This is a genomic window from Streptomyces panacea, from assembly GCF_040560175.1.
GTDB lineage: Bacteria > Actinomycetota > Actinomycetes > Streptomycetales > Streptomycetaceae > Streptomyces > Streptomyces panacea.
Genome location: NZ_JARJHW010000157.1, coordinates 1 through 17,399, shown reverse-complemented (window position 1 = coordinate 17,399; position 17,399 = coordinate 1). Strand labels below are relative to the sequence as shown.

General features: G+C 69.6%; 17 protein-coding genes. 8 read left to right on the top strand and 9 right to left on the bottom strand.

The features are described from left to right. The 6 genes from P3L51_RS27955 to P3L51_RS27930 all read right to left on the bottom strand — a co-directional run. A partial coding sequence (locus P3L51_RS27955; protein WP_354608084.1) for a hypothetical protein occupies positions 1-1,415 on the bottom strand: 1,415 nt, incomplete at its 3' end. Then, entirely contained in the window at positions 1,412-2,110 is a 699-nt protein-coding gene (locus tag P3L51_RS27950; RefSeq protein WP_354608083.1) for a DUF6084 family protein, read from the bottom strand. The genes P3L51_RS27950 and P3L51_RS27955, both read right to left, overlap by 4 nt. Beyond that, entirely contained in the window at positions 2,107-2,871 is a 765-nt protein-coding gene (locus tag P3L51_RS27945; protein WP_354608082.1) for a DUF5947 family protein, read from the bottom strand. The genes P3L51_RS27950 and P3L51_RS27945 overlap by 4 nt, the downstream gene beginning before the upstream one ends. Further along, the gene (locus P3L51_RS27940) at positions 2,868-3,890 is read right to left on the bottom strand and encodes a NifU family protein (RefSeq protein ID WP_354608081.1); all 1,023 of its coding nucleotides are present in this window, start codon (positions 3,888-3,890) and stop codon (positions 2,868-2,870) included. Before P3L51_RS27940 ends, P3L51_RS27945 begins: the two co-directional genes overlap by 4 nt. After that, the gene (locus P3L51_RS27935) at positions 3,883-5,655 is read right to left on the bottom strand and encodes a nickel-dependent hydrogenase large subunit (protein ID WP_354608080.1); all 1,773 of its coding nucleotides are present in this window, start codon (positions 5,653-5,655) and stop codon (positions 3,883-3,885) included. Before P3L51_RS27935 ends, P3L51_RS27940 begins: the two co-directional genes overlap by 8 nt. 134 nt (positions 5,656-5,789) lie before the next feature. Next, positions 5,790-6,845, bottom strand: coding sequence for an NADH-quinone oxidoreductase subunit B family protein (locus tag P3L51_RS27930; RefSeq protein ID WP_354608079.1), 1,056 nt, complete (start codon positions 6,843-6,845; stop codon positions 5,790-5,792). Positions 6,846-6,892: 47 nt separating this feature from the next. On the opposite strand from P3L51_RS27930, the gene P3L51_RS27925 reads away from it, so the two are divergent. From P3L51_RS27925 to P3L51_RS27910, 4 genes are all read left to right on the top strand, one after another. Further along, entirely contained in the window at positions 6,893-7,363 is a 471-nt protein-coding gene (locus P3L51_RS27925; RefSeq protein WP_354608078.1) for a hydrogenase maturation nickel metallochaperone HypA/HybF, read from the top strand. Between the two features lie 3 nt (positions 7,364-7,366). Beyond that, positions 7,367-8,191 carry a hydrogenase nickel incorporation protein HypB gene (gene hypB / locus P3L51_RS27920; RefSeq protein WP_354608077.1) on the top strand — a complete coding sequence of 275 codons (825 nt, stop codon included), beginning with the start codon at positions 7,367-7,369 and terminating at the stop codon, positions 8,189-8,191. Positions 8,192-8,693: 502 nt separating this feature from the next. Beyond that, positions 8,694-9,143: a hypothetical protein gene (locus P3L51_RS27915; RefSeq protein WP_354608076.1), complete on the top strand. Its 450-nt coding sequence runs from the start codon at positions 8,694-8,696 to the stop codon at positions 9,141-9,143. Between the two features lie 169 nt (positions 9,144-9,312). Further along, a complete protein-coding gene (locus P3L51_RS27910; RefSeq protein ID WP_435594539.1) occupies positions 9,313-10,149 on the top strand; it encodes an SAM-dependent methyltransferase in 837 nt (278 codons plus the stop codon). On the opposite strand, the gene P3L51_RS27905 is transcribed toward P3L51_RS27910, so the two are convergent. Then, positions 10,130-11,053 (bottom strand): helix-turn-helix domain-containing protein, encoded by a 924-nt coding sequence (locus P3L51_RS27905; protein WP_354608074.1) that lies wholly within the window; start codon positions 11,051-11,053, stop codon positions 10,130-10,132. The two genes, P3L51_RS27910 and P3L51_RS27905, sit on opposite strands and share 20 nt — an antisense overlap. Positions 11,054-11,129: 76 nt before the next feature. Continuing rightward, positions 11,130-11,357 carry a DUF397 domain-containing protein gene (locus tag P3L51_RS27900; RefSeq protein WP_354608073.1) on the bottom strand — a complete coding sequence of 76 codons (228 nt, stop codon included), beginning with the start codon at positions 11,355-11,357 and terminating at the stop codon, positions 11,130-11,132. 329 nt (positions 11,358-11,686) lie between these two features. Here P3L51_RS27900 and P3L51_RS27895 point away from each other — a divergent pair, with 329 nt between their 5' ends. The 3 genes from P3L51_RS27895 to secD all read left to right on the top strand — a co-directional run bounded on the left by P3L51_RS27895 (position 11,687) and on the right by secD (position 14,965). Continuing rightward, positions 11,687-11,947: a hypothetical protein gene (locus tag P3L51_RS27895; protein WP_354608072.1), complete on the top strand. Its 261-nt coding sequence runs from the start codon at positions 11,687-11,689 to the stop codon at positions 11,945-11,947. 54 nt (positions 11,948-12,001) lie between these two features. Then, complete coding sequence (locus P3L51_RS27890; protein WP_354608071.1) at positions 12,002-12,541, top strand: hypothetical protein; 540 nt, start codon at positions 12,002-12,004, stop codon at positions 12,539-12,541. A gap of 75 nt (positions 12,542-12,616) precedes the next feature. Continuing rightward, positions 12,617-14,965, top strand: coding sequence for a protein translocase subunit SecD (gene secD / locus P3L51_RS27885; RefSeq protein ID WP_354608070.1), 2,349 nt, complete (start codon positions 12,617-12,619; stop codon positions 14,963-14,965). A 163-nt stretch (positions 14,966-15,128) separates the two neighbouring features. Here the strand turns inward: secD and P3L51_RS27880 are convergent, their stop codons facing one another. Beyond that, positions 15,129-16,340, bottom strand: a complete 1,212-nt coding sequence (locus P3L51_RS27880; RefSeq protein ID WP_354608069.1) for a S8 family peptidase — start codon at positions 16,338-16,340, stop codon at positions 15,129-15,131. Positions 16,341-16,772: 432 nt separating this feature from the next. Between P3L51_RS27880 and P3L51_RS27875 the strand changes: the two genes are divergently transcribed. Beyond that, on the top strand, positions 16,773-17,375 hold the full coding sequence (locus tag P3L51_RS27875) for a TetR/AcrR family transcriptional regulator (RefSeq protein ID WP_354608085.1): 603 nt from the start codon (positions 16,773-16,775) through the stop codon (positions 17,373-17,375). Positions 17,376-17,399: the final 24 nt, after the last annotated feature.

The following is a 17,399-nucleotide window of genomic DNA, read 5'->3' as shown; positions in this document are numbered from 1 at the left end:
GCGAAGTAGAAGTAACGGCCGTACCAGTCGTGCATGTCGGCCGCCGGGTCGTCGACCAGGACGAGGGCGACGTGTACGCCGCCGTCGACGTCCGAGAGCACCGCGGTCACCCGCGCCACCTGGCCGGCGAAGAAGAGATCCTGCGCGTCGGCACGGCGGGACGGATGTACGCGGACGAGGCTCCCCTTGGCGACGGCGACCCCGTCGATCACGACGGCGTCGGAGCCGGGCGAGACGGCGGCGTCGGCCGCCGGGTCCCACCAGGGCGCGCCGCCGGTGTCGAAGGCGGCCGGCTCGGCGTCCCGCAGATCGCCGTGCGCGTCGCGGGGATCGGGGCACGGGTCGGGGCGCGAATCGGCTCGCGGGTCGGCTCGCGGGTCGCGCAGCAGTCCGTGGAGCTGCTGGAGGTCGGCCGGTGACATGGCGTCGCAGCGGTCGATGATCTCCCGGGCCCGTGGATCGGTCGCCCGCGCCTCCGCCTTCTCCTCGTCCGTCATGGTCATCACCCGGAGCGTCAGGATCTCGTCGATCTCGGTGGAGTCGAAAAGGGCGCCGGCACTCTGCTCGGCCACCTCCGGGTGGTCGTACAGGATGATCGGCGCGCCGAGCACGGTGTCCGTGCTGCCCTTCGCCCCCGCCAGCACCGGCCAGCAGCGGCGTTGCCGACAGCGTCCGGCGGCGGCAGCCGCCTCGGCGGGCGGCTCCAGCAGGGAGACGAACCGCACGCCCCGCGCCTGGAGCAGGAGGTGCGAGCCGATCAGTGAGGCGCGGATCGCCGCGTCCTTGTCGGTGGCCGTCGCCGCGTGCTCGTTGTCGACCGAGACCGTCAGCCGGACGAAACCGCCGTCGACGGCTGTCTCCGTGCGGATCCGGGCGGTCAGTTCCGTACGGCGGCGGACGATACGACCCACCGTGACGCCCCGCGCGTCGGTGAGCGGCTCGATGTCCTCGCCGCCCGGAACAGTGAGCGGCCGGTCCGTCGGCCGGGTCAACGGGACGCCGCCGAGCGGGATTTCGCGCTCCACCGCCTCGTCCCAGCTGAGCAGCGACACACCGTCCACGATCAGTTCACCGACGGGGGTGTGACTGCCGTCCTCCTCCAGCCGCTGCACTTCGCGCACTTGGAGCTGGAGGAAGCGGAGAACCACGGTGACCCGCGCGCCCGCGTCCTCGGGTGTGTTCCCGGGCGCGGTCAGCAGGCACTGCGCCGCCATGCCCGGGTCCTCGGCGAAGCTCCCGGGCGCCGCGTCGGGCGGGCCGAGGACGCCGAACTGCCAGCGCGAGCGGTTCTTGTGGGAGCTGGCGCGGTACGGGTACAGCAAGTAGCCCTCGTACAGGACCGCGTCGGCGATCGTACGCACATGGTCGAGCCCCACCGGGGGAACGACCGGGGTAACGGGCGTCGCGGGGGTCATGTGACCACCTCACCGATCTCGTCGGCGGCGGCCCGCGCCCGCGCGTCCGCCAGCACCGTGGTCACCGTCTCGTCCCAGCTGATCAGTCCGCGCCGCTCCCGGAAGTCCGCGAAGCGGGCGAGCACGTCGTGATCCAGCCTGATCCAGCCGGAGTTGGGGAAGTGCGCCGCGATCATCTGCCGCCACACGCTGACCGGCAGCTGATAGCGCGCCTCGCAGTCCCAGGGCACCTGCCGTACGCCGAAGCCCGAACCGCCGCCGCTGCCACCGCCCTTGGTGAAGACGGTGCCCGAGAAGAGCAGGCTGATCGGCACCGTCCCTTCCCCGAGCGCGTGCAGATAGCGGGAGCCGATGACGTCGAAGTCGTAGGTGCAGGGCAGCGCGAGGTCGACCTCGGTGGAGCCGGTGAAGCCCTGCACGGTCGTGTGGCACTGCATCCACTGGAACGGCCTCAGCGTGTCCGACCACCGCTCGCGCTCCCCGAACAGGCCGCGCAGGGAGTCCTGTTCGGCCGGTCCGTAGTGGCGGCGCTGCGGTTCGATCCGGACCTGGCAGCGCAGCACGATCGCGTGGATCCGCTCGTCCGTGCCGTCCTCGATCCGCAGCCGCGCGGTCAGTTGGGGCGTGGCGGTGTACGGCTCGGCGACGATGTCCCGTACGGAGAACTCCAGCCCCGGGGCCGTGGGGCCGCTCATGAGTCACCGCCCCCGGAGTCGCCCGTCACTGAGGCGCCGTCAACTGGCTTGGGCGGGGCGGGAGGAGCGGGCCTGCTGCGGGCCTGGACATGGGCGAAGAAGGCGTCCATCGCGGCGTGCGCCTCCCGGCCGCCGTCGAAGCCCCGCCACAGTGTGCGCAGCCGCCCGACCAGTTCGTAGCACGCGTCGATGGGGACCAGATGGCAGGAGGCGGCGATCTCCCGCCCGCCGCCGCCCCCGCCCGCGTCGGTGCGGCGTACGAGAAGTGCCTCGACGTCCGGCCGCAGCACGGCCAGTTCGGGGTTGGCCTCGACGATGGTCGCCCACGCGTCCAGGGGCAGCTCGGACTCGGTGGCCCCGGCGGGGCCGGGGTAGAAGGCGATGGTGCGGTCCTGCTGGGAGTTGCGGAACAGAAAGGCCAGTCCCACCGGAATCTGCGACTCGTCCCAGGTGCGCGCGTCCAACGGGAGTCCGTCGAAGCGCAGATACCGGTCGGGGACCGCTCGGTAGCGCAGCTGCGCACCGTCGTCGGTGAACAGGAGATAGCAGGCCCGGCAGCCGCACATCAGGCTGCGGCTCTCCAGATTCACCACGTGCTGGTGCTCCTCGCCGATCGGCGCGGCGCACATCTCGCAGCGCTCACCGACGACCGGCTCGGGCCGGGTGCGGTTGACCCGCAGCAGCGCGGCGACCGGGGACGCGGCGCGGCCCCGGGGCACGGTGCGGCCCCGGGGCACGGTGCGGCCCGTGGGCGCGCTCATGTCGCGGCCACGGGCGTGGACGGTACGGCGACCGAGACCGACGCCCCGTCGGCGAGCAGCGGCAACGGGTCCAGATGCGCCCCGTCGGCCTCCGCGTCGAGGCAGGCACCGGCCCGCCGTACGTCGTAGTGCGCGCGGCAGGCGGTGCAGCGCAGCACCCCGTCACCCGAGCCGCCGCCGAGCCGGCGGGCCAGTGTGGCGCCCTCCATCGGGCGCTCGCACCGGGCGCACCGGTCGCGGAAGGCGAACAGGTCGGTGCCGATCCGGCAGGCCACCACGGGCATGCCTCCGACGGTGAAGCGCTCCACGCCGCCGGGCTCCAGGGCGAGCAGGGCGGGGACCGGCTCCCAACTGGCGCCCGCCTCCGCGCCGCCCGCGCCGTTGACGGTATCCGCGTCGTGCAGCCGGGCGAAGAGGGCGTCCACCGGCACCAGCGGTCCCGCGGCCCCGGCGGCGGCCCCCTCGGCGGCCTCGACCTCGATGGTGGTGATCTCCGGCGCCGCCGCCTCGACGGCGCCCTGTACGGCGAGTTCGAGGGTGGCGGAGGAGGACGGGCAGCCGTCACAACTGCCCAACAGCCTCAGCCGTACGGCTCCTTCGTCCGTGATCCCCAGCAACTCGACATCGCCGCCGTGCGAGCCGAGATAGGGCCGTACGCTCTCCAGCGCGTTCTCGACGCGTGTCGCCACGCTGTACGGGTGCAGTCCGTGCACGAGCAGCACGCTGGCCACCAGGTCGTCGGCCGCGAGGGCGGCCAGGGTCTCGTCGTCCAGGCGCCCGTGCTCGTGGACGAGGTCGAGGAGGCGTTCGAGGCCGGCGCCGTAGAAGTCGGTGACGAGCCGCACCAGTTCCTCGCTGCGCTCGCGTGCCACGACGCCGCCGGCCGCGCTCGCGGCGATCAGGGTGTCGATACGCTCCCCGGTCGCCCGCCACTCCTCGGACCTCGGCGTCTCCTCCGGCCTCGGAAGCCCGTCGGCCTTCGGGAGCCCGTCGGCGTGCCGCTCCGCCACGTCACTCACTGCCGGCGGACTGCGTGGGCGAGTGCAGCAGCTCCAGCTTCTTGCCCTCACCGAGATACATGTGCACGCCGCAGGGCAGACAGGGGTCGAAGCTGCGGACCGTACGCATGATGTCGATGCCCTTGAAGTTCTCCCGGTCGTTCTCCTCGAAGATCGGCTGGCCCTGCACCGCGTCCTCATAGGGTCCCGGCGTCCCGTAGGTGTCACGCGGGCTCGCGTTCCACGGGGTCGGCGGGTACGGGTGGTAGTTGGCGATCTTGCCGTCCTTGATCACCATGTGGTGCGAGAGCACACCGCGTACGGCCTCGGTGAAGCCGCAGCCGACGGCCTCCTCCGGGACCTCGAACTTCTCCCACGTCTTGGTGCGGCCGGCCCGGATCTCCACGAGCGCCTTCTCGGCGAAGTGCAGTGCGCAGGCCGCCGCGTACGCCTGGAAGTAGGTGCGCGCCCGGTTGCGCTCGATGGTGTTGCTCCAGCGCGGGACGTGCCACTCCAGCTCGACCGGGCCCTTGAGCGCGGTCTTGGGGAGGTTGATCTTCACGCTGTTGCCGGTGGCCTGGATGTAGCCGATGTCGACGAGACCGGCCAGTGCGGTGACCCAGAGCCGGGCGAGCGGTCCGCCGCCGGTGTCGAGCGCGAGGTAGTCCTTGCCGTCGAACCAGCGCGGCGACATGACCCAGCTGTACTTGTCGCCCAGATCGCGCTTCTGCGGCTGCGGGTTGGTGTGCTGGTTCCACGGGTGCCGCTTGTCGACCGGGTTGCCGAGCGGGTCGTGGGTCACGAACATCTCCTGCTCGTCCCAGTCGTTGTAGTACGACGAGCCGAGCAGGATGCGGATGCCGAGGTTGATCTTCACCAGGTCGGTGGTGACGAGCTTGCCGTCCACGACGACGCCGGGGGTCACGTACATCTTCCGACCCCAGTCGGTCATGTCCTTGTACTCGAAGTTGCAGTGCTCCGGGTCCTGGAAGGAGCCCCAGCAGCCGAGCAGGATACGGCGGTTGCCCACCTGCTCGTAGCCGGGCAGCGCCTCGTAGAAGAAGTCGAAGAGGTCGTCGTGCATGGGCACGACCTTCTTCATGAACTCCACGTAGCGCTGGAGCCGGGTGATGTAGTCCGTCATGAGCTGAATGGTCGCCACCGTGCCCACCCCGCCGGGGTAGAGCGTGGAGGGGTGCACATGGCGGCCCTCCATGAGGCAGAACATCTCGCGGGTCATACGGCTGACCTGAAGGGCCTCGCGGTAGAACTCGCCCGTGAAGGGGTTCAGCGACCGCATGATGTCGCCGATGGTCTTGTACCCGTGGTCCTCCGCGTGGGGCGACTGCGTGCGGTTGGCCTGTTCGAGTACGCCGGGATTGGTCTCGGCGACCATTTTCTCGCAGTAGTCGACCCCGACCAGATTCTCCTGGAAGATGTTGTGGTCGAACATGTACTCGGCGGCCTCGCCGAGATTCACGATCCACTCACCCAGATGCGGCGGCTTCACGCCGTACGCCATGTTCTGCGCGTAACAGGAACAGGTGGCGTGGTTGTCACCGCAGATTCCGCAGATCCGGCTGGTGATGAAGTGGGCGTCGCGCGGGTCCTTGCCCTTCATGAAGACCGAATAGCCGCGGAAGATCGAGCTGGTGCTGTGGCACTCGGCGACGACCTTCTGCTTGAAGTCGATCTTCGTGTAGATACCCAGACTCCCGACGATCCGGGTGATGGGATCCCACGCCATCTCCACCAGTTCGTCTCTGCCCTGGCTCGTCGCCGTCATGAGGCCGCCTCTTCTTTCCGTTTCGCGATGTCGTGGAGCGATGAATTGCCAGGTGATACCGGGCGGGTGGTGGCCGTGGCCAGCCGAGTGCCCCATCAGCCGCCGGGTCGGTGGCCGATGGGGCATTCGCCGGATTACCAGTTTCGGGTGGCGCCGGTGGTGAGTTCCTTGCCGCGCTTACGCCACTTCGGCTCGCGGTCGAGGGTGTGTGTGGTGATGTTGCGCAGACGCCGCATCGTCGCCCCGTACAGGCCGACGGCATTCGTGGAGAGTTTCCCGCCCGGGGGCTCGTCCATGAACGGCATGAATTTGTCGGGGAATCCGGGCATGGTGCAGCCGATACAGATGCCGCCGACGTTGGGGCAGCCGCCGATGCCGTTCATCCAGCCGCGCTTGGGCACGTTGCACTTCACAGTCGGACCCCAGCAGCCCAGCTTTACGATGCACTTGGGCGAGCCGTACTCCGTCGCGAAGTCGCCCTGCTCGTAGTAGCCGGCCCGGTCGCAGCCCTCGTGCACGGTCTGGCCGAACAGCCAGGTCGGACGCAGCTCGTCGTCGAGGGGGATCATCGGGGCCTGGTCGGTGGCCATGTAGAGCAGATAGGTGAGCGTCTCCGAGAGGTTGTCCGGCTGGATGGGGCAGCCGGGGACGCACACGATGGGGATCCCGGCCTTGGACTTCCAGTCCCAGCCCAGGTAGTCCGGCACGCCCATGGCGCCGGTGGGGTTGCCCGCCATGGCGTGGATGCCGCCGTACGTGGCGCAGGTGCCGACCGCGACGACCGCCGTGGCCTTGGGCGTCAGCCGGTCGAGCCACTCGCTGGTGGTCATCGGCTGGCCGGTCGCCGGGTCGTTGCCGAAGCCCGACCAGTAACCCTCGTCGTGCAGCTTCTCGTTGGGAATCGAGCCTTCGACGACCAGGACGAAGGGCTCCAGTTCCCCGCGGTCCGCCTTGAAGAACCACTCCAGGAAGTCGTCGGCGCCGCCGTTGGGGCCGCATTCGAAATCGATCAGCGGCCAGTGCACGGCGATCTGCGGAAGACCGGGCAGCGCGCCGAGCGCGATCTCCTCGATACTGGGCTGGGTCGCGGCGGTCAGTGCGACCGAATCCCCGTCACAGCTCAGTCCGGCATTGATCCACAACACGTGAATCAGCGTGTCCTCGGCTTTTTTCGCCGCTTCTGTCGGCATAGCACCGCTGCCTTCCGGGATTGGTCCACCCGATACCCACGGATCTCATGGATGTGGCGTCGCTCACATTGCTACCATCTAGGATCGGGCTGAGCATTCTGTCAACACGAGTGTCGTCCGGGCGGCCCTACCTGTTTCGCCCGTCGAAGCTGAGCCAATTGAGTGACTCGGGGAAGGCCGGCCAGTCGATGCACGAATTGTCGATCACGCAGAGCATTGTCGACGCGGTATGCGAGCGCGCCGCGGGAAGGCCGGTACGCACCGTCAGTGTCCGGGTGGGAATACTGACCGCGGTGGTGCCCGACTCCATGCGTTTCTGCTTCGATCTGACCACCGCGGGCACGGTCGCGGAAGGCGCGGCGCTCGAAATCGAGCAGCCGCCGGGAACCGCGCGTTGCCGGGCGTGTTCGGCGGACTTCACCCTGGCCGATCTTGTATTGCTGTGTCCGTGCGGGAGCGCCGATGTGGAGATCACGTCGGGGCAGGAACTACAGATCATCTCCATGAGAGTGGGCTGACCTATGTGCGGTACGTGCGGTTGCTCGGCCGGAAGCGAGGGGGGCGGCGGGACGCGGGTCGCCGTACCCCACACACACCCGCACGACGGAGATCTCGGCCGTGGCCACGACCACGGCGACCACCACAGCGACCACCACCACGGCCGCGCCCGGCCGACCGCGATCCGCGGGACGGCGGACGGCGGCGAGACCGTCACCCTCGAACAGCGGGTCCTCGCCAAGAACGAGGACCTGGCCACCCGTAACCGCGCCTGGCTCGCCGAACAGGGCATCGTGGCGGTGAACTTGATGAGTTCCCCCGGCGCCGGCAAGACCACCCTTCTCGAACGCACCATCCGGGACTTCGTCGGCCACCGCCCGGTCGCGGTCATCGAGGGCGACCAGGAGACGATGCTCGACGCCGAGCGGATCAAGCGCGCGGGCAGCACCGTCGTCCAGGTCAACACCGGTGCGGGATGTCACCTCGACGCGGAGATGGTGCGGGACGCGCTCGCGACCCTGACGCCGGAGTCCGGATCGCTCGTCCTGGTCGAGAACGTCGGCAATCTGGTCTGCCCGGCCCTCTTCGACCTCGGCGAGCGCAGCCGCGTCGTGATCATCTCGGTCACCGAGGGCACGGACAAGCCGCTCAAGTACCCGTACATGTTCGCCGCCGCGGACCTGGTGATCATCAACAAGATCGACCTCCTGCCGTACGTCGACTTCGACATGGCCCGCTGCGAGGAGTACGCCCGCTCCGTCAACCCGGGCCTGCGGGTGCTCGCCCTGTCGGCGACCACCGGTGAGGGGATGCGGGACTGGTACGACTGGATCGCCGAGCAGTACTGAGCGCACCGCGTCGGCCATCCGGCCCTGACGGTGACCTCCGTCAAGGACAGGGGATTCGTCGGGGACACCAGTCGGACGCGTACGTAGCGGCCCTTCGCTCCGGCGCCCGTGGTCCACCCCTCGGGATCGCCCACCCGGCGGGCCCAGCACCCCGATCGAACACGAAAGGAAAAGCGACTCACCCGCGCGAAAAGGAACGCGATATTCGAATCGAGTTTCGAACTCGGCGGCGAGAGGCGGCTGTTGGCGCGTCTGAGAAAATCAGACTTTGCATGGGGGGCTATTCACGGCGGTCGCGGAGTGACACACGGTACGGTCGTCACAGCTCCCGGTAAGGAGCCCGCCCCGGGGAATGGGTACCAGCCAGAACCCAGGGTGCGAAGCGATCAAAAGCGGAGAGCCGATGCTTGACCAATTTCGCCGAGGTTGGATAGATCCGCCCTCCGGGCAATCGCACGATATCAGTGCGCCCAGTAATTCCGCAGGGATTCCCGGTCGGCCGGTGGATCAGCACAGCCTCCTCGGCCTCTCCGCCTTTGTGCAGCTGCACCGGCCCGACTATCTCCGCTACGCACGGGCGAGACTGGCCGACGAGACCGCGAGCCGGGCCGCCGTCGAGGCGACCGTCACCGCCGTCAGCGGCCGGTGGAGCGACTTCCTGCGCAACGCCCGTCCCACGGCGGACGCGTGGCGGCAGTTGCGCGCGCAGATCCAGGCCGCGAGCCGCCCCGCCGAAGGACAGGATCCGGCCGTCGGACGGCTGTACGGCACGCTCCCCCAGGACCTCGCGGACATCGCTCTGCTGAGGTGGCGGCTGTCCATGACACCCGAGGCCATCGCCGATCTCATGGGCATCGACCCGCCGGCGGTGGCCGCGTCCGTCCTGATGGTCCGGCGGCAGTTCTCCGCCACGTCACTCCGTCAACTGGAACACCACACTCCCCGTCCGTGACACCTCTCCAACTCCGGGGCGCGAACGGCCACCTGCCGCACACCGGGTTCGCGCCCCCCTTCGCCGTCATCACCCGACAAGTGGTGGTGCGCCTTGGGCTGCCCTCCTAGGATGGGGTTCGTATTCCCTGGCGAGATCGGGGCTCGAACCGGGAGGAGTCTGTCCCTTGGTGGACAACAGGCGTGTCGATTTATCCGTTCCCAGTGCGGCGCGAATGTACGACTGGCTGCTGGGCGGCCATTACAACTACGAAGTCGACCAGAAGGCGTCCGAGCAGCTCCTGAAGGTCGCACCGACCACGAAGGAACTCGCCAGGAACAACCGCTGGTTCCTGGAACGCGTGGTACGCGTCATGGCCGAGGAGCACGGAATTCGGCAGTTCGTCGATTTCGGCTCCGGTCTGCCGACGCAGAACAACGTCCATCAGATCGCTCAGGCCGTTGATCCCCGGTCGCGTGTCGTCTACGTCGACGACGACCCCGTTGTTCTCGCGCACGGTCAGGCGATCTTCGACGAGAACGACCAGAGCGTGGTCATCGCGTCGGACATGCTGGAGACCGACCACATCCTGGAGCACGCCGACTTCAAGCGTCTCATCGACCTTGATCAGCCGGTCGGTGTCCTGTTCAACTCCGTTCTGCACTGCATTCCCGACGCCGCCGGACCGGGCGAGCTCGTCACGCGTGTCGTGGACCGCCTGCGACCCGGCAGCTTCGTGGTGATCTGCCAGCTGGTCAGCGACGACGCCGAACTGCGCCGGCAGGTGACGGAGATGATGCTGGAACAGACCCACGGCCGGTGGGGCCAGGTCCGCGAACGGGCGGAGGTGGACCGGTACTTCGACGGTCTGCTGATTCAGCGGCCCGGGCTGGTCGACGTCACAGACTGGCGTCCGGACTCCGAGCTCCAGCAACGGCAGCGCAGCATCGAGTGGACGGAGTACGGCGGTCTGGCCGAAGTGCCACCGGGCCGGAAGCGCACGATTCCTAGCCCTCGTACTGCTTGACGGCGTCCCGCAGTATGACCCGGCTGTCCCGCCAGGACACGGCCGCCTCGTGGCTGAGGCGCAGCATCAGTTCCACACGCCGTTCCACCTCGTCCGGCTTGACGTAGTACGTCGCGTCGTCGTCCCCCTCGACAAACACCATGGCCGGTGGACCGAGGGGGGCGAAACGCAGGTGCGCCATGGAGCCGTGGTTGGACACGACACTGCTGTTCAGCGGTACGAACTGGATGGTGACACCGGGCCGGTCGCTGTAGTCAAGGAGCTTGCGCAACTGCTCGGCCATGGTCCGCCGGGTACCGACCTGGCGGAGCAGGACGGACTGGTCGAGGAGGAATCTCCCCTTGGGCGGATCGGGCTGCTCGAAGAACCGCCGCTGCCGCTCCTCCCGCAGCTCGACGCGCTGCTCGACCTGGTCGCCCTCGGAGACGCGGAGTCCGTCGCTGATGATCTGCCGCGCGTACGCGGGGGTCTGGAGGAGACCGGGCGCGATCCGGGCTTCGTAGGCGCAGAAATAGACGGCATCGGACTCCAGCGCGATCAGCCGCTGCATCCACGAGGCCGCGTAGTCCGAGTAGCGGTCGAACCACTCGGGTTCCAGTGCGCGGCGGGCGAGGCGTCTCAGCTGGGCGCGCTCGGCCGTGTTCGCCCCGTACTTGTCGGCGAGGACTTCGACGTCCCGCAGGTCCGGCGGGCTCAGGGCCCGTTCGAGCCGACTCACCTTGGAAACAGAGACGTTGATCAATTTCGCCGAGTGGGTGGCGGTGAGATTGTGCGCCGCACGCATTCTGCGCAATTCCGCGCCGAGCACGATTCCGGCCGCTGTCGGATTGAGATTGGGTCGACGAACGGGGCTGAAAAGCGGGACCGGGTTATCAGGTTGATGGGACACGCGCGCTCCGTTCATGAATAAGCGTGGCTCATCATGGCACGGCGAAGCTCGCGTGTCCCTCCGAACTGGTATTCAAACCTGACCAGTTGACCTACAGGGTGTCGAACTCGCCTTTCCTCGCACCGTCCAGGAAGGCTTCCATCTCGAGCGCCTCGAAGATCAGCGCCGGCCCCTCGGGATCGGTCGAGTTGCGCATCGCCACCTTACCGCCCGGCAGGGAAGCGAGTTCGACGCACTGACCGTTGGCCGAACTCTTCTCGCTCTTGATCCAGTCCGCCGTGATGGAACCCGCGGAGACACCGTTGCGATAGCCGTCCATACGCTTCTCCCTGGCTGTGTGTTCGAAAATCCGACTTCGCGTCGACCTCCTGCCGGCTTCCCGTCATATCGGCGGTGAAGCCGCAGGCAGGGGGCCCACGCAATCCCGTCATGCAATTGCACGGGCAGGAACACGGCGATAGTAGTCCGGGATACTCGAACGGAGCTGTCCCCCTGAAGGGTGATCACGGCGTAGCGCCGAGCGCGGCATCAGCCCACAGAAAAACGTTCGATTTACCCTCGCCGGGTCCGCCGGTCCACTTTCGGCCGGTCCACTGTCGACACCCGCGCTCGGGCCCCGGACCGACCGCCGATCATCCAGGAGCAGCCATGACCACGGAGCAGGAAGCCCGCGACGCCATCCATCACGCGTTCGGCGACAGCGCGCACGCCGAGGTGACCGCCTTCCCGGCGGGCAATCTCTCGATCACTCTCACCAAGGGCGAGCACGCGGCGACGATCGACGGGCACCCGGAGAGCGGCTGGGGATGGACCGTCGACCCCGCCGACGACGAGGGGTTCAGCGGGCACGAGAACACCGCCGACACGCTCGACGAGGCGCTCGCCGACGTACGCGCCGCCCTCATCTGACCTCTCGCGAGAACCGCACCGCCAGGGCGTGTCCGCACCAGGTACGTTGTGACGGTGAATGTCCAGGCACGGAAGCCGCGCGCCCCTCGCGCGAACCCCGCGCCGGCGAACTCAACGGTGCGGCGGACGGCTTGGGGAGCCCGGCGGCGTGCCGCGGGGGTGCTGTCGGCGCTGCTCCTCGGTGTCCTCGCCCTGGTGTCTCCCGCTCCGGCGTCCGCGCTCGGCGCCATGGGTACCGGCGCGGGCGCCGCGGCGGCCACCCCCGTACAGCGGACACTCCCCCAGCAGGCCGACCGGCCGACGCGCGCCGAGCGCTCCCGCGATGTCCGGGGTCAGTCACCCCGCGCGGCGAGCACCCCGGCGAACCTGTGGGCACCCGAGCGAACGCAGCACCACTCGCCGCAGCACGACAGCGGCGCCCTGCCGAGCCCCGCGGCACTTCCCGTCCCCCGCACCGTCGTGGAGTGCGGCGCCGCCGCCGGTGTCGCCTCGCCGGCGACCGGCCCCTCGGGTCTGCCGGACGTGCGCGGGCCTCCCTCCGGGAGCAGTCATCCGCACTGTCCCGTTTCCGCGCCGCCGCACCGCCCTTCGTAGAGGTGGGCGGGCCTGAGAGTCAGGCCCGATTCCCCCGTGGGGCGGCGCGTTCCGGCGCCCTCCCGGAGGATTCCCATGACTCGCGCCACCACGGTGCGGGCAGTTCTGGCCGCGGTCGTCCTGCTCGTATCGCTGTTCATCACTCTGACCATGAGCCCCAGACTGGGGCTGGATCTGCGAGGCGGCACCCGGCTCGTTCTCCAGGCCGAGGACTCCCCGACCGCGAAGGCGGACCGCGAGAGCACCGACCGTACGGTGGAGGTCCTGCGCCAGCGGATCGACGCCCTGGGGGTCTCGGAGCCGACCGTCACACGTTCCGGCGAGGACCGTGTGCTCGTCGAACTGCCCGATGTGACCGATCCGCGCAAGGCCGCCGAGGTGCTGGGCCGCACCGCCCAGCTGACCTTCCATCCCGTCAACGGCGCCGCCGACGACGGCGCTTCCGGCCCGGACCGGCCGGGGGCCGGTGAGCCGGGGTCGCCGGAGCCCGGGTCCGAGGAGTTGGTGCTCCCCGACGAGAGCGGGCAACGGCTCAGGCTCGGCCCCCCGGATCTCTCGGGCGCGGGTGTTCGGGAGGCCCGCGCGGAGTTCGACGGACAGGGGGGAGCGGGCTGGTTCGTCTCCCTCGACTTCCGCGACGACGCGTCCCGCGACTGGACGCGCCTCACCGGAGAGGCCGCCTGCCATCCGCCCGGGGACGAACGCCGCCGGGTCGCGATCGTGCTGGACGACCGGGTCGTCTCCGCACCGCAGGTGAGCCCGTCGGTGGACTGCGGTGCCGGGCTGCCGTCCGGCACCACCCGGATCAGTGGGTCCTTCTCCGCCGATGAGGCCAAGAACCTGGCACTGCTGATCAAGGGCGGGGCCCTGCCCGTACCGGTCGAGGTCGTCGAACAGCGCACCGTCGGACCGACGCTGGGCGCCGAGGCGATCAGCGCGAGCACGCGGGCGGCGGTGATCGGCGCGGGCCTGACCGCCCTGTTCATCACTTTCGTGTACCGCCTCTTCGGCGGTCTCGCGTCACTGGCCCTGGCCGGATACGCCCTGATCTCGTACGCCGCCCTGGTCGCGCTCGGCGTCACGCTGACGCTCCCCGGGCTGGCCGGGTTCGTCCTCGCCATCGGTATGGCCGTCGACGCCAATGTGCTGGCGTTCGAACGGGCGCGGGAGGAGTACGCGAGCCGTTCCAGCCGCACCCTGCGGTCCGCGCTGGCCGCCGGATTCCGTAACGCCCGCACCGCGGTCGTCGACTCCAACGTGACGACGCTGCTCGCGGCGGGCCTCCTCTTCGGCCTCGGATCGGGGCCGGTGAAAGGATTCGGTGTCACGCTCGCCATCGGCGTGCTCGTGTCGATGTTCTCCGCCCTGGTCATCGCGCGGGCGCTGACGGAGACGGCGGCGCGCTCCCGCTTCGTCACCGATTTCCCCGGCGTCAACGGAATCGGACTGCCGGGCCGGGTCCGTACGTATCTGACCCGCCGCGCCCCTCAGCTGTTCCGCAGGTCTCGGCGGTGGCTGGTGGTCTCGACGGTCGTGATGGCCCTCGCCGTCCTGGGAGTCACGCTGCGCGGGCTGAATCTCGGGGTGGAGTTCACCGGCGGGCGGCTCATGGAGTACACGACGAGCCGGCCGGTCGACGTCGACACGGCTCGCACGGCCCTGGCCGACGCGGGGTTCGCAGGCGCCGATGTCACCACGGCGGGCGAGCGGGAGCTGTCGGTACGTACCGGGGACACGGGCGAGCGGGCCGAGGCGGCCATCAGGAGCGCCCTGACCGAGGCGGGCGGACCGACGACGAAGGTACGGGACGACCTGATCGGCCCCAGCCTCGGCGACGAGCTGAGGCGCCACGCGCTCATCGCGCTGGGGATCGCCGTCGGGGCCCAACTCCTCTATCTCTCGGTGCGGTTCCGCTGGTCGTTCGCCGTGGCGTCGGTGACCGCGCTGGTGCACGACGTGGTGATCCTGGTCGGCGTCTTCGCCTGGCTGGGCCGTCCCGTCGACGGGATCTTCCTGGCCGCGCTGCTCACCGTCATCGGCTACTCGGTCAACGACTCGGTGGTGGTCTTCGACCGGGTCCGTGAGTTGTGGGCGAGGAAGCCCGGCGGTCCCCTGTTGCCGGCCGCGCGAACAGCCGTACTACAGACCGTGCCCAGAACGGTGAACACGGGGATGGGCGCGCTGTTCATTCTCGCGGCCCTGGCGGTGCTCGGCGGGGACTCGCTGCGGGACTTCGCGCTGGCGCTGCTCATCGGTATCTGTGTGGGGACGTACTCCTCGGTGTTCACGGCGGTGCCGATCGCGCTCGCGATGGAGTCGCGCCGGGAGGGAAGCCCGCGGGCGCGGCGGCCCCGGCCTGGCGACGGCCGCGAACGACCGCTGCCGGGTCGCGGCCGGGCGGGGGACAACGGGGCGCGGGTGTGACGCGGGCCGGGGACCCGGGCGTGGGAGGCATTCCCACGCCCGGGTCCCCGGCTGTCGTGCGGGTGCGGTGCGGCTGTCGTGACGAGTCCCGCTGCGGGCTTCCCTGCGGGGCTCGCGGCGGGCTTCGCAGCGGGGCTCGTCGCGGGCTTCGTCGCGGGCTTCGTTACGGGACGAGCTTGAGGAGCTTGTTCGGGGAGCCGGTGCCGACGCCCGAGATGACGTTGGACGTCGCGCCGTTCACCAGCGCCGTGGCCACGGCCGCCGGGGAGGCGCCCGGGTGGTTCGTCAGGTAGACCGCGGCAGCGCCCGAGACGTGCGGCGCGGCGAAGGAGGTGCCGTTACCTGTGTAGGTGGCGCTGTCGGAGGTGTTCCAGCCGGCCGTGATGTCGGAGCCCGGCGCGAAGATGTCCACGGTGGGGCCGTAGTTGGAGTACGTGGCCCTCGCGTCCGTCCGGGTCGTGGCGCCGACGGTGATCGCGGTGGCCACGCGGGCGGGTGAGTAGTTGGACGCGAGCGCGCCCGAGTTGCCGGCCGCGATGGAGTACGTCACCCCGGACGCGATGGATCTGCGCACCGCGTCGTCCAGCGTGGTGCTGGCCCCGCCGCCGAGCGAGACGTTCGCGACGGAGGAGGCGACGTGGTTGGCGGTGATCCAGTCGACGCCCGCGATGACCCCGGCGGTCGTACCGGAGCCGTTGTTGCCGAGGACGCGGACGGCGACGATCTTCGCCTTCTTCGCCGCGCCGTAGGTGGTGCCCGCGACGGTCGTGGCGACGTGCGTGCCGTGGCCGGCGCCGTCCTGGGCGGTGGCGTCGTTGTCGACGAAGTCCCAGCCGTACGAGGCCCGGCCGCTGATCTCCTGGTGGCTGATGCGCACGCCGGTGTCGAGCACGTAGACGGTCGTGTCGCCGCCCGCCGAGTCCGGGTAGGTGTACGTGCCGTTCAGCGGGAGGTTCGGCTGGTCGATGCGGTCGAGGCCCCAGGGAGCGTTGGTCTGGGTGGCGGTCGAGTGGACCTTCTGGTCCTGCTCGACCCGCGCGACCGCCGGGTCGGCGGCGAGCCGCTTCGCCTCGGCGCTGCTGAGGGTCGCGGCGTAGCCGTTGAGCGCGGAGGTGTAGGTGCGCTTGATCTGGCCGCCGTAGCCGGATATCAGCTTCTTGCCCTGGGCGGTCGACGCCCTGAGTCCGGCCGTCTGCTTCAAGGTGACGATGTAGCTTCCGGGCACTGCCTCGGCCGCACCCGCGTGCAGGATCCTGCCTTCCGCGGGGGTCGCCTGGGCGGGTGCGGCCAGGCCCGCGCCGAGTACCGCCGCCAGGGTCGCCGCGGTGGTGAGCGCCACGGTGACGCGCCGCTTGGTGTCGCGTACTGCTGCCATCGAGAGATTCCTTCGAAAGGTGGCGCGTTGGACTTCCACGCGCCGGGTGGGGGTGGCGTACGAAGTCGTACGCCGCACACCGACGATGACCTGGCGCGTTCGGGCGGAACAAGCGATTCCGGGGTGATGTCATGACCGCGACACGGGAATGACACTCCGTCAACTTGCCGTTACGTAAAGGCAATACGACCTTCGCGAGATCGGCGGAGCCGGGCGGGCGCGTAGATCAAGTCGGCGCGTGGCTTGTATTAAGTCAGTCGATTGACTCGCTAATCGATCTCGGATTGACTGCGAAGGCCGAGCGGCCGAGAGGCCGGAAGGCCGGGCGCCGGAGCACCCACGCACCGGCACGATTCGAGGAGGCCAGAGGTGAGCGGCGGACACGGCGGGACCACGCGGGCCGACCGTGTCGCGGAGACCCGTGAGGCGATCATGTCGACGGCGGAGCGCCTCTTCGCGGAGCACGGTCTTTCCACCGTGTCGAACCGTCAGATCTGCGAGGCGGCGGGCCAGGGCAACGTCGCCGCCGTCAGCTACCACTTCACCGGCAAGGCCGGCCTGATCCGCGCCATCCTCTCCAGGCACGGCGACGAGATCGACCGGATCCGTGTCCGGTACGTGGCGGAGGTCGGCGACAGCGACGACATCCGGGACTGGGTGGGCGCTCTGGTACGGCCGGTGCCGGAACATCTCTCCTCGCTCGGTACCCCGTCCTGGCAGGCCCGCTTCGGCGTCCAGGTCATGATCGACCCGCTGCTGCGGGCGATCACCATCGACGAGGCGCTCGTCAGAACCTCTCTGCGGCGGACCCTGGAAGGTCTCGGCCGCTGCCTCGGAGACCTGCCCGCCCCGGTACGGGCCGAGCGCGGGGACATGGCCCGCCATCTGATCACCCACACCTGCGCGGAACGCGAACGCGCCCTGGCCGAGGGCGCCGCCCCGCCGCGCTCCTCGTGGGCCCGCACGGCCGAGGCGCTGACCGACGCGATCGTCGGCCTGCTGACGGCGCCGGTCACACCCCGTACCACCTCGTAGTGGCGCGTACAGCGACCACATCGT

Coding starts and splice junctions, on each gene's coding strand:
- P3L51_RS27945 (WP_354608082.1), bottom strand. CDS start 2,871: ATGAGCGCGCCCACGGGCCGCACCGTGCCCCGGGGCCGCACCGTGCCC.
- P3L51_RS27880 (WP_354608069.1), bottom strand. CDS start 16,340: ATGGCAGCAGTACGCGACACCAAGCGGCGCGTCACCGTGGCGCTCACC.
- secD (WP_354608070.1), top strand. CDS start 12,617: ATGACTCGCGCCACCACGGTGCGGGCAGTTCTGGCCGCGGTCGTCCTG.
- P3L51_RS27905 (WP_354608074.1), bottom strand. CDS start 11,053: ATGAACGGAGCGCGCGTGTCCCATCAACCTGATAACCCGGTCCCGCTT.
- P3L51_RS27875 (WP_354608085.1), top strand. CDS start 16,773: ATGTCGACGGCGGAGCGCCTCTTCGCGGAGCACGGTCTTTCCACCGTG.
- hypB (WP_354608077.1), top strand. CDS start 7,367: ATGTGCGGTACGTGCGGTTGCTCGGCCGGAAGCGAGGGGGGCGGCGGG.
- P3L51_RS27895 (WP_354608072.1), top strand. CDS start 11,687: ATGACCACGGAGCAGGAAGCCCGCGACGCCATCCATCACGCGTTCGGC.
- P3L51_RS27930 (WP_354608079.1), bottom strand. CDS start 6,845: ATGCCGACAGAAGCGGCGAAAAAAGCCGAGGACACGCTGATTCACGTG.
- P3L51_RS27925 (WP_354608078.1), top strand. CDS start 6,893: ATGGATGTGGCGTCGCTCACATTGCTACCATCTAGGATCGGGCTGAGC.
- P3L51_RS27900 (WP_354608073.1), bottom strand. CDS start 11,357: ATGGACGGCTATCGCAACGGTGTCTCCGCGGGTTCCATCACGGCGGAC.
- P3L51_RS27935 (WP_354608080.1), bottom strand. CDS start 5,655: ATGACGGCGACGAGCCAGGGCAGAGACGAACTGGTGGAGATGGCGTGG.
- P3L51_RS27950 (WP_354608083.1), bottom strand. CDS start 2,110: ATGAGCGGCCCCACGGCCCCGGGGCTGGAGTTCTCCGTACGGGACATC.